Origin of the sequence: Mycolicibacterium doricum, assembly GCF_010728155.1 — a bacterium.
Taxonomy (GTDB): domain Bacteria; phylum Actinomycetota; class Actinomycetes; order Mycobacteriales; family Mycobacteriaceae; genus Mycobacterium; species Mycobacterium doricum.
The window spans coordinates 743,378-754,797 of record NZ_AP022605.1 but is presented as its reverse complement, the minus strand read 5'-3'; the positions used below and the strand labels follow the sequence as shown (position 1 = coordinate 754,797).

The 11,420-nt window shown below is 67.5% G+C and carries 7 protein-coding genes and 2 pseudogenes; 6 read left to right on the top strand and 3 right to left on the bottom strand.

Annotated elements, in window-relative coordinates; translation table 11 throughout:
- Positions 1–149 precede the first annotated feature (149 nt).
- From G6N07_RS20880 to G6N07_RS03795, 4 genes and pseudogenes are all read left to right on the top strand, one after another.
- Positions 150–257: pseudogene (locus G6N07_RS20880) on the top strand (SDR family NAD(P)-dependent oxidoreductase); the annotation flags it as partial.
- 30 nt (positions 258–287) lie between these two features.
- The gene (locus G6N07_RS03805) at positions 288–1,208 is read left to right on the top strand and encodes a reductase (protein ID WP_085192449.1); all 921 of its coding nucleotides are present in this window, start codon (positions 288–290) and stop codon (positions 1,206–1,208) included.
- Position 1,209: 1 nt separating this feature from the next.
- Positions 1,210–2,705 (top strand): annotated as a pseudogene (locus G6N07_RS03800) (flavin-containing monooxygenase).
- Entirely contained in the window at positions 2,702–3,616 is a 915-nt protein-coding gene (locus G6N07_RS03795; protein WP_085192321.1) for a MerR family transcriptional regulator, read from the top strand. Before G6N07_RS03800 ends, G6N07_RS03795 begins: the two are co-directional and overlap by 4 nt.
- Positions 3,617–3,637: 21 nt before the next feature.
- On the opposite strand, the gene guaA is transcribed toward G6N07_RS03795, so the two are convergent.
- A complete protein-coding gene (gene guaA, locus G6N07_RS03790; protein ID WP_085192322.1) occupies positions 3,638–5,197 on the bottom strand; it encodes a glutamine-hydrolyzing GMP synthase in 1,560 nt (519 codons plus the stop codon).
- A 53-nt stretch (positions 5,198–5,250) separates the two neighbouring features.
- On the opposite strand from guaA, the gene G6N07_RS03785 reads away from it, so the two are divergent.
- Positions 5,251–6,039: a beta-phosphoglucomutase family hydrolase gene (locus G6N07_RS03785; protein WP_085192323.1), complete on the top strand. Its 789-nt coding sequence runs from the start codon at positions 5,251–5,253 to the stop codon at positions 6,037–6,039.
- On the top strand, positions 6,036–8,399 hold the full coding sequence (locus G6N07_RS03780) for a glycoside hydrolase family 65 protein (RefSeq protein WP_085192324.1): 2,364 nt from the start codon (positions 6,036–6,038) through the stop codon (positions 8,397–8,399). Before G6N07_RS03785 ends, G6N07_RS03780 begins: the two co-directional genes overlap by 4 nt.
- Before the next feature lie 2 nt (positions 8,400–8,401).
- Here G6N07_RS03780 and G6N07_RS03775 read toward each other — a convergent pair whose 3' ends face one another.
- Together G6N07_RS03775 and G6N07_RS03770 are read right to left on the bottom strand one after the other, a co-directional pair.
- Positions 8,402–10,168, bottom strand: coding sequence for a GMC oxidoreductase (locus G6N07_RS03775; protein WP_085192325.1), 1,767 nt, complete (start codon positions 10,166–10,168; stop codon positions 8,402–8,404).
- Between the two features lie 109 nt (positions 10,169–10,277).
- Complete coding sequence (locus G6N07_RS03770) at positions 10,278–11,417, bottom strand: GuaB3 family IMP dehydrogenase-related protein (protein WP_179959945.1); 1,140 nt, start codon at positions 11,415–11,417, stop codon at positions 10,278–10,280.
- Positions 11,418–11,420 lie beyond the last annotated feature (3 nt).

The following is an 11,420-nucleotide window of genomic DNA, read 5'->3' as shown; positions in this document are numbered from 1 at the left end:
GTGCACTCCTGACATGGCAACGCTGCCGGCGCAGGGCTTCCTGCGCTCCCGCACCGCCGCGACCGTTGGCTCGCTGACCCTCCGGCACATCAGCGCGATACTGCCGCCCGATCAGGCCCAGCGTGTCGCCCGAATGTGTCTCGATACCCGTGACCGTCGATACCCATGACCGCGGCGACCTGTACTGCATGCCCCAACTCGACGCCCGCTTCGGCTGGTACGCCAAAAGATTCGCGCCACAGCTCTACACCCGCGCAATCGTTCTCACACAAGAAGGGGTTGACCTGATGGCCATCGACATGGACGCCATGCTGGAGAAGATCAAGGACCGGCAGTGGGCGCTGGCCGACATCGACTGGGACGCACCGGGTGCCGAGACGATCAGCGACGAGTTCCGGCCCAAGCTCAAGGCCTTCATGGCCGACCTGTGCTGGATCGAGAACGTCGGTGCCCGCGGGTTCGCGGCGCTGGCGAAGAAAGCCCCGACACCGGCGCTGGCGGAGATATACCGGTACTTCCACGCCGAGGAGCAGCGGCACGCGAATGCCGAACTGGCGCTGATGAAGCGCTGGGGAATGCTCGACGACGGCGAGACCCCCGAACCCAACGTCAACATCCGCCTGGCCATCGAGTGGCTCGACCGTTACTCCGATGACATGTCGCTGCCGGTGCTCGGCACGGTCATCCCGATGCTGGAGGTCGCCCTCGACGGCGCGCTACTGAAATTCCTCCTCGACGAGGTCCACGACCCAGTCTGCCACCAGGTGTTCGAGAGGATCAACAATGACGAATCCCGCCACATCGCGGTGGATTTCGAGGTGTTGAACATGATCGGCCACGCCAAGGCGCGGAAACTGGCGATCGACTTCGTCGGCAGCTTCGCCAGCCCGGGTCTTGTCATCGGCGCGATCATGTACGTCCCGCTGCTGAATCGGATGCGCAACAACATCGTGGACATGGGCCTGGAACCCGAGCGGCTGTACAAAGCCATGATGCGTTTCAAGGAGCTCGGTGGTCGAGCCGAACACACCTGGCGGGTGCCGACGTACCAATTGCTCAAGTTGCACGGGCGGTGGGTTGTCAACCCGCGCCATCCGTACCACTGGCTGGCCAATCCGATGGTGTGGGCCTCCGACCGGTACCCGCGATCGCTGTTGCGGCCGATCCCGTCGTGGTTCAAGGAACTCACCTACGAGCCGGCGGCCTGAGATGGGACCAATACACGACACCCTGATCGTCGGCGCCGGATTCACCGGAATCGGTGCTGCAATCAAGCTGGCCCAGGCCGGTGTCGACGACGTCGTCATCCTCGAGCGCTCCGACCGGGTCGGCGGCACGTGGCGCGACAACACCTATCCCGGTGCGGCCTGCGACATTCCGTCGCTGTGTACTCGTTCTCGTTCGTCCGCAATCCGTCGTGGTCGTGGGCCTACTCCCCGGCCGAGGAGATCTGCAGGCACATCGAGGACATGGTCGACGAGTTCGGCGTACGCCGTCGAATCCGGTTCGGAGTGGAGGTCAACGGGCTGGCCTTCGACGAGCCGACCGGTGTGTGGACCGTGACGACGACGGGACGCCGGCAGTTCCAGGCGCGCACTGTCGTGCTGGCGTCCGGGCCCCTGCCCGACCACAAGTGGCCCGACATCCGCGGCCTGGAAACCTACCGGGGACACAAGATCCACAGCGCCCGGTGGGATCATGACTACGACTTCACCGGCAAGCGAGTCGGGGTGATCGGTACCGGCGCCAGCGCGGTGCAGATTGTCCCGGAACTCGTCGAGAAGGCCGGCTTCGTCAAGGTGTTCCAACGCACACCCGGCTGGGTGTTGCCCCGACTCGACGTGGCGGTGCCCGAGACCGCGCAGATGCTGTTCGCGAAAGTGCCTGCAGCGCAGCAACTGGCGCGACAGGCGCTGTTCTGGGGCCACGAGCTCAGTGCCACCGCACTGGTCTGGGACACCGCGCTGACCGGGTTGGTCGCGCGGCTCGGTAAGGCGCACCTGCGCCGCCAGGTGCGCGACCCTTGGCTGCGCCGCCAGCTCACCCCGGAGTTCACACCCGGCTGCAAGCGGATGCTGATCTCCAGCGACTACTACCCAGCGCTGCAGCGTGACAACTGCAAGCTGATCGACTGGCCGATCGCGACCATGAGCCCGGTCGGCATCCGCACCAGCGACGGCATCGAACACCATCTGGATTGCATCGTGTTCGCCACCGGTTTCGACGTCCATCTCACCGGGCCGCCATACCCCGTGACCGGTATCGGGGGGCGCTCGTTGGCCGACTACTGGGCCGCCGGTGCGCAGGCATACAAGAGCATCAACGCCCACGGCTACCCGAATCTGTACTTCATGACGGGACCGAACTCGGGGCCGGGCCACAACTCGCTGCTCGTCTACGTCGAGGGGCAACTCGACTACGCAGTGCGCGGCATCACCACATTGCTGAGGCAGAACCTACGCTATCTCGACGTTCGGGCCGACGTGCAACGCCGCTACAACGAACACCTCCAGCGCCGGCTGGGCAGGACGACGTGGATGTCGGGTTGTCGCAGCTGGTACTTGACCGCCGACGGGTTCAACGCGTCGATGTACCCGGGTTTCGCCACCCAGTATCTTCGACAGATGCGGGATTTCCGGTTCGGCGATTACCACGCGGTTGCCCACGAGGCACCCATCGGTATCGGCGCCCGCATCCAGACATGACCCAGCCGCCCGCCGGGCGTGAGCCGGCGGGCGGGATCTCGGCAATCCTCGGCAGCCTGCGGCGCGCGCCGCGGCGTGTCCGCCGGGGATCTCGCGACGTCATCGAGAACGCCGTGACACAGCTGTTCGATGCGGCGGTGCGCCAGCCCAACGCCTGTTCATCGTCGGGTGAGTACCGCCTCGACGACCTGGCCCGGCTGGGCGGTACGACCACCCGAAACATCCGCGTCTACCGCGACCGCGGCCTACTGCACCCGCCGCTGCGGGTCGGCCGGGTCGCGTTGTTCAACGACACCCACCTCACCCGCCTGCGGCTGATCACCTCGATGCTCGACCGCGGCTACAACATAGCCCACGTCCACGAGATGCTCTCGGCCTGGGAACAGGGCAAGAACCTCGGGGACGTGCTCGGCCTGGAGAGCGCAATCGCCGGGACATGGGCCACCGAGAAACCTGAGGCGATGCCGCTGCCTGAGGCCCGGCGGCTCATCGACGACGCAGGCGCCTTCGACCGGATGTTGGCGCTCAACCTTCTCCGCGTCGACGGGGACACCGCGACCGTCATGCGTCCGAGGCTGCTCGAGGCTTTCCGGGAGGTCCGTCAGTACGGCGTGACCGCCGACAAGCTGATCGACATCCATGTCGCGGTGTCGCCGCTGGTCGACGAAATCGGCGAAATCCTCGTGCAAGCGGGTGCCGAGCACGTGCAGGACATCATCAAACCCGGTGCGTCACTGCCGGATGACACCAAGATCGCCGAGTTGATCACGATGCTGGTGCGCTTCCGCACGCAGGCCGTGGCGTCGGTCGCGGCGACGCTGGCCACGTCGATCGAGTCGACCATCGAGGGGCTGGTCAGCCAGGTCCTCGCCGAGTTCATCGACAAGGCAGGCCAATCCGACGAGGGGTGAGATGCCCGCGACGGTTCCCGTCTACTCCCACTCGATGGTGCCCGGCGGCTTGCTGGTGACGTCGAGCACCACGCGGTTCACCTCGGGCACCTCGTTGGTGATTCGGGTGGAGATCCGCTCGAGCACCTCGTAGGGCACCCGGGTCCAGTCGGCAGTCATGGCGTCCTCGCTGGACACCGGCCGCAGCACGATCGGATGACCGTAGGTGCGGCCGTCGCCCTGCACGCCCACCGACCGGACATCGGCCAACAGCACCACCGGGCACTGCCAGATCTGGTTGTCCAGGCCCGCGGCGGTGAGCTCCTCGCGGGCGATCGCATCGGCGTGCCGCAGCGTCTCCAACCGCCCGTGCGTCACCTCACCGACGATGCGGATGCCCAGCCCCGGACCGGGGAACGGTTGGCGCGCGACGATCTCCTCGGGCAGCCCGAGTTCACGTCCGACCGCGCGAACCTCGTCCTTGAACAGCAGCCGCAGCGGTTCCACGAGCTGGAATTTCAGGTCGGCGGGCAGGCCACCCACGTTGTGGTGGCTCTTGATGTTCGCCGTACCCGACCCGCCGCCGGATTCGACGACGTCGGGGTACAGCGTGCCCTGCACCAGGAACTCGACCGGCGCTCCGCTGTCACCCACGATGTCGACCACGGCGCCGTCGAAGGCGCTGATGAACTCGCGGCCGATGATCTTGCGTTTGCCCTCAGGATTGGTCACCCCGGAGAGCGCCTCGAGGAACCGGTCGGCGGCGTCGACGGTGACGAGATTGGCGCCGGTGGCGGCGACGAAGTCGCGCTGTACCTGTGCCCGCTCCCCCGATCGCAGCAGGCCGTGGTCGACGAACACACAGGTTAGACGGTCACCGATGGTGCGCTGCACCAGCGCGGCGGCCACCGCCGAGTCCACCCCGCCGGACAATCCACAGATGGCGCGGCCGTCGCCGACCTGCTCACGGACCTGTTCGACGAGCGCGTCGGCGATGTTGGCCGGGGTCCATGTGGCCCCGATGCCCGCGAAGTCGTGCAGGAAGCGGCTGAGCACCTGCTGGCCGTGGGGTGAGTGCAGCACCTCGGGGTGGTACTGCACGCCGGCCAGCCGGCGCGCCCGGTTCTCGAAGGCCGCGACCGGCGCACCGGCGCTGGTTGCCACCACCTGGAAACCGGACGGCGCCTCGGTGACCGCGTCACCGTGGCTCATCCACACCGGCTGGGTGGCGGGGAGGTCCGAATGCAGTTCTCCACCGGCCACTTCGAGCTCGGTGCGACCGTATTCGCTGGTGCCGGTGTGGGCGACGGTGCCACCCAGCGCCTGCGCCATGGCCTGGAAGCCGTAGCAGATACCGAACACGGGGACGTCGAGGTCGAACAGCGCCGGGTCGAGTTGCGGGGCGCCGTCGGCGTAGACGCTCGCCGGACCGCCGGACAGCACGATCGCCTGCGGGTCCTTGGCCTTGATCTCCTCGACGGTGGCGGTGTGCGGGATGACTTCGGAGAAGACCCGAGCTTCGCGGACCCGACGTGCGATCAGCTGCGCGTACTGCGCGCCGAAGTCGACGACCAGGACAGGCCGCGGGGATGGGGAATTCACTGCCACAGTCTAGGAGGCCCGATTTCAGCCGTCACGTTAGTGTCGGGGCGGCAATGGTTACCCGAGCGGGGAACCCGATCTTGGAAGCGAGGACCGCTGTGCTGGGTCTGCCCGAGCGGATCACCGCCTGCCTGTTCGACCTCGACGGCGTGCTGACCGACACAGCCAGCGTCCACACCAGGGCGTGGAAGGCGATGTTCGACGACTTCCTGCGCACCCGCGCAGAACGCACCGGGGAGCCGTTCGTAGCGTTCGACGCGGGCGCCGACTATCTGCGCTACGTGGACGGCAAACGCCGCGAGGACGGCGTCCGGTCGTTTCTGGCCAGCCGCGGGATCGTACTGCCTGACGGCAGACCCGATGACCCGCCCGACGCCGAAACCGTGCTCGGGTTGGGCAACCGCAAGAACCAGATGTTCCACGAAATCTTGCGGCGTGACGGCATCGAGGTGTTCGAGGGCTCGCGCCGCTACCTCGAGGACGCCAGTGCAGCAGGTCTGGGCATCGCGGTCGTCTCGTCGAGCGCCAACACCGAAGAGATCCTCGACGTCACCGGGATGGCGCGCTACGTGCAGCACCGCGTCGACGGCGTCACCATGCGCGAGGAGCACATCGCGGGTAAACCCGCGCCGGACTCCTTTCTGCGGGCGGCCCAACTACTCGACGTGACACCGGCTCGCAGTGCCGTATTCGAGGACGCGCTCGCCGGGGTGGCGGCTGGACGGGCCGGCAACTTCGGCTACGTGGTGGGAGTCGACCGCGTCGGCCAGGCGGAGGAACTCCGACTCAGCGGGGCCGACATCGTCGTCACCGACCTCGCCGAACTGCTGGAGGCACCGTGATCCCCTACGACGTCTTCCCCGTCGAGCCGTGGCAGGTCCGGGAGGCCAGGCTCGATTTCGATTTGATCGACGAATCCGAGTCGCTGTTCGCACTATCCAACGGACACATCGGCTTCCGCGGGAATCTCGACGAGGGTGAACCGCACGGCATGCCGGGTACGTATCTGAACTCGTTCTTCGAGTTCCGGCCACTTCCCTATGCGGAGGCCGGGTACGGCTACCCGGAAGCGGGCCAGACGATTGTCAACGTCACCAACGGGAAGATCATCCGGCTGCTCGTCGACGACGAGCCGTTCGACGTCCGCTATGGCGACCTTCTCGCCCATGAGCGGACGCTCGACCTGCGGGCCGGCACCCTGGACAGACGGGCACACTGGCGGTCGCCGACCGGCAAGCAGGTGCAGGTGAAGTCCACTCGCTTGGTGTCGCTGGCGCAGCGCAGCGTCGCGGCCATCGAGTACGTCGTCGAGGCGGTCGACGAATTCGTCCGCGTGACGGTGCAATCGGAGCTCGTCGCGAACGAAGACCAGCCTGAGCGGTCCGGTGACCCACGGGTGGCGGCGATACTGCGTAAACCTCTCGAGGCGGTCCATCACGAGCGAACCGACCACAGTGCGCTCCTGGTGCACCGGACCCGCGGCAGCGCCCTGATGATGGCCGCGGGCATGGACCACGAGGTCGAGGTTCCCGGCCGCGTCGAAATCAGCACGGACGCCCGCGAAGACCTCGCGGGCACCACCGTGATCTGCGGACTGCGCCCCGGCCAGCGCCTGCGCATCGTCAAGTACCTCGCCTACGGGTGGTCGAGCCTGCGCTCCCGCCCGGCACTGCGCGACCAGGCGGCCGCCGCACTGACCGGTGCGCGTTATTCCGGCTGGCAGGGGTTGCTCGACGCCCAACGCGCCTATCTCGACGAATTCTGGGACTGCGCCGACGTCGAGGTCGAAGGCGACCCGGACCTGCAGCAGGCGGTGCGGTTCGGCCTGTTCCACGTACTACAGGCCAGCGCCCGCGCGGAACGTCGCGCGATCCCCGGAAAGGGTCTGACGGGCACCGGGTACGACGGCCACGCCTTCTGGGACACCGAGGGTTTCGTGCTGCCGGTGCTGACCTACACCAAACCCTCCGCCGCCGCCGACGCGCTGCGGTGGCGGGCCTCCACCCTGCCGTTGGCGAGGGAACGTGCGACACAACTGGATCTCAAGGGCGCCGCGTTCCCGTGGCGCACCATCCGAGGCGAGGAGTGCTCGGCGTACTGGCCGGCGGGCACCGCGGGCTGGCATGTCAACGCCGACATCGCCATGGCTTTCGACCGCTACCGCACGGTCACCGGCGACAACTCCCTCGAGGACGAATGCGGACTCGCGTTGCTGATCGACACGGCCAGGCTGTGGATGAGCATCGGGCACCACGACCGTCACGGCGTGTGGCATCTCGACGGCGTCACCGGACCGGACGAGTACACCGCGGTGGTGCGCGACAACGTCTTCACCAACCTGATGGCCGCCCACAACCTGCGGGTGGCGGCCGACGCCTGTGAGAGGCGCTCGCAGATCGCCAACGACCTGGGCGTGAACACCGAGGAGATGTCGGCGTGGCGGGAAGCCGCCGCTACCGCGCACATCCCTTACGACGAGGAACTCGGCGTGCACCCGCAGTGCGAGGGCTTCACCACGCTGGCCGAGTGGAACTTCACCGAGAACACCTCATATCCGTTGCTGCTGCACGAGCCATATGTGCGGCTCTACCCCGCCCAGGTGGTCAAGCAGGCCGACCTGGTGCTCGCGATGCAGTGGCAGAGCCATGCCTTCACCGACGAACAGAAGGCCCGCAATGTCGACTACTACGAGCGGCGCACCACTCGCGACTCCTCGCTGTCGGCGTGCACGCAGGCGGTGATGTGTGCGGAGGTCGGGCATCTGAACCTCGCCCACGACTATGCGTTCGAGGCGGCGATGATCGATCTGCGCAACCTGCACCACAACACCCGCGACGGCCTGCACATGGCGTCGCTGGCCGGCGCGTGGACCGCGCTGGTCGGCGGCTTCGGCGGTCTGCGCGACGACGAGGGCATGCTGTCGTTGGACCCGCACCTGCCCGACGCCTTGTCGCGCCTGCGATTCCGGTTGCGCTGGCGCGACTTCCGGCTGACGGTCGATGCCTGCCACGACGAGGTTACCTATACGCTGCGCGACGGGCCGGACGGCCGGTTGACGATCCGGCACGCGGGCCAAGAGGTTGTCCTGTCCACCGAAGAGCCCACGGCGGTGAAGGTGCAGCAACGCACGCCGATGTTGCCGACACCGTCGCAGCCCCCGGGCCGCGAACCGCTCCGACGCCGCCTGACCAAGCCGGTCTGAGGTCAGGCGCCTTGCGCCTCGGCGGTGGTGGGATCGCGCCGGTTGACCTCTTGCCGGGTGGCGTTCCAGTCCAGAGCCGCCGGCGCACCGGCGGGCACCACCGGATGCGCGGGCCTGATCGGGTCGAGGCGGCGGTATCCGTCGCCCTGCGCCGGCCGCAGATCCTGCCCACCCTTGTTCGGCCACAGCGACGCGGCCCGTTCCGCCTGCGCACTGATGGTCAGCGACGGGTTGACACCGAGATTGGCCGAGATCGCCGCACCGTCGGTGACGTACAGCGTCGGATAGTTGTACACCCGGTGGTACGGGTCGATGACGCCGCGCTCGGGGCTGTCGCCAATGGCAGCGCCGCCGAGGAAGTGCGCCGTCAGCGGGATGTTGAACAGTTCGCCCCAGGTGCCGCCCGCGACACCGTCGATCTTCTCGGCGATCCGCCGCGTCACCTCGTTACCCACGGGGATCCATGTCGGGTTTGGCTCACCGTGGCCCTGTTTGCTCGTCAGCCGCCGGGTACCGAACCTGGTGCGTTTGGTGAACGTTGTGATCGAGTTGTCGAGGTTCTGCATGACCAGCGCAATCAACGTCCGCTCGCTCCACCGCCGCACGTTGAGCAGCCGGACGGAGCCGTGCGGGTCGTTGCGCGCGTTGGTGATCAGTTGCTTCCAGCGTGGCACATCGGTACCCTCCGGGCCGGCGCCGTCGGTCATCAGCGTCTGCAGCAGCCCCATCGCGTTGGAACCCTTGCCGTAGCGCACCGGTTCGATGTGGGTGTCCGATGTCGGGTGGATCGACGAGGTGATGGCAACCCCGTGGGTGAGGTCGAGGTCGTCGGCGGCCTCCAACCGCCCTGCACCGACGATGGACTCCGAGTTCGTGCGGGTCAGCATGCCCAGCCGGTCGGACAACTCCGGCAGCTTGCCGGTGTCGCGCATCTTGAACAGCAGCTTCTGGGTGCCGAAGGTGCCCGCCGCGAGAACGAGGTTGGTGGCGGTGAAGGTCCGCTTCTGGCGCCGCAGCTTTCGGCCGGTGCGCACGGTGGTCACCTCCCAGACGCCGTCGTCGCGCTGTTCGAAGCTGGTCACCGTGGTGAGCGGATGCACCTCGGTGCCCGCCTTCTCGGCGAGGTAGAGGTAGTTCTTCACCAGCGTGTTCTTGGCGTTGTGGCGGCATCCGGTCATGCATTCGCCGACCTCGATGCAGCCCCTGCGGGCCGGGCCGGCACCACCGAAGTACGGGTCGGGCACCGTCTTGCCCGGGGTCTTCTGCCCGTCCGGCCCGAAGAACACCCCGACCGGTGTGGGCACGAAGGTGTCGCCGACGCCCATGTCCTCGGCGACCTCCTTCACGACGCGGTCGGCGTCGGTGAACGTCGGGTTCGGGACCACGCCGAGCATCCGTTGGGCTTGCTCGTAGTGGGGCAGCAACTCCTCGTTCCAGTCGGTGATGTGTTTCCACTGCGGGTCGTTGAAGAACGGCTCGCGCGGCACGTAGAGGGTGTTGGCGTAGTTCAGCGATCCGCCGCCGACACCCGCGCCGGCCAGGATGAGGACGTCGCGGAGCAGATGGATGCGCTGGATGCCGTAGCAACCCAGTTGCGGTGCCCACAGGAAGTTCCGGAGGTCCCACGAGGTCTTCGCGAACTCTTCGTCGGCGAAGCGGCGGCCCGCTTCAAGTACGCCAACGCGGTAACCCTTCTCTGTGAGGCGCAGCGCGGTCACGCTGCCGCCGAACCCCGAACCGATGATCAGGACGTCGTAGTCAGGCTGCATCACACCAGTATGGGCCAATGGGAAACTGAGCCAGCACGACCAGACACAGAATCGCGTTCGAGACCGGCTCCCAAGGCGGTTCTGCGTCTGCCCGGGGCAAAGCACTCAGCTAGGCGCCGACCGTGAGGCCGACCTTCTGAAACTCCTTGGGATCGCAGTAACCCGCCTTGGCCATCGAACGGCGCAGTCCGCCGACCAGGTTGAGCGATCCGAACGGATCGTCCGAGGGCCCGGTGAGCACCTGTTCCAGCGACGGCCGTTCGCCGAGCGCCACCTGCAGCAGCGCACCGCGGGGCAGCGAGGGGTGCGCGGCGGCCGCGGGCCAGAACCATCCGCCTCCCAACGCCTCGGCCGCGCGCGCCAGCGGTGTGCCGAGCACCACCGCGTCGGCGCCGCAGGCGATCGCCTTCGCCAGGTCGCCGGAGGTGTGGATGTCGCCGTCGGCCAGCACGTGCACGTACCGTCCGCCGGTCTCGTCGAGGTACTCACGGCGGGCGGCGGCGGCGTCGGCGATCGCGGTGGCCATCGGCACGCTGATGCCCAGCACCTCGTCGCTGGTGGTGACGTTGGACGTCGATCCGTAGCCGACGATCACCCCGGCCGCTCCCGTGCGCATCAGGTGAAGTGCGGTCCGGTGGTCCAGCACGCCGCCCGCCACCACCGGGATGTCGAGTTCGGAGATGAACGTCTTGAGGTTGAGCGGTTCACCGGCCGCGGTCTCCGAGTAGGCGACCCGCTCGGCCGACACGATGGTGCCCTGGATGACCAGCAGGTCGATGCCCGCCTGCAGCAGCGTCGGGGTCAACGCCTCGGCGTTCTGCGGGCTCACCCGCACCGCCGTCGTCACTCCCGCGTCGCGGATGCGGGACACGGCCGCACCCAGCAGGCCGGGGTCCAATGGTGCGGCATGCAGCTGCTGCAGCAGCCGGATCGCCGCCGACGGATCGGGCTCCTTGTCGGCGGCCTCGACAACCTCCCGGATCTTCTCCTCGACGTCGGCATGCCTGCCGATCAGGCCTTCGCCGTTGAGGACGCCGAGCCCGCCGAGTCGGCCGAGTTCGATCGCGAACTCCGGCGACACCAGCGCGTCCGTCGGATGAGACACCACCGGGATCTCGAACCGGTAGGCGTCGAGCTGCCACGCCGTCGACACGTCCTTCGACGAACGGGTGCGGCGCGACGGCACGATGTTGATGTCGTGCAGTTCGTAGGTACGGCGGGCGGTGCGCCCCATACCGATTTCGACCATGTC

Bases quoted from the DNA above. Each gene is read 5' to 3' on its own strand.
- G6N07_RS03805 (WP_085192449.1), top strand. From the start codon at position 288: ATGGCCATCGACATGGACGCCATGCTGGAGAAGATCAAGGACCGGCAG.
- G6N07_RS03795 (WP_085192321.1), top strand. From the start codon at position 2,702: ATGACCCAGCCGCCCGCCGGGCGTGAGCCGGCGGGCGGGATCTCGGCA.
- G6N07_RS03775 (WP_085192325.1), bottom strand. From the start codon at position 10,168: ATGCAGCCTGACTACGACGTCCTGATCATCGGTTCGGGGTTCGGCGGC.
- G6N07_RS03770 (WP_179959945.1), bottom strand. From the start codon at position 11,417: ATGGTCGAAATCGGTATGGGGCGCACCGCCCGCCGTACCTACGAACTG.
- G6N07_RS03785 (WP_085192323.1), top strand. From the start codon at position 5,251: ATGGTTACCCGAGCGGGGAACCCGATCTTGGAAGCGAGGACCGCTGTG.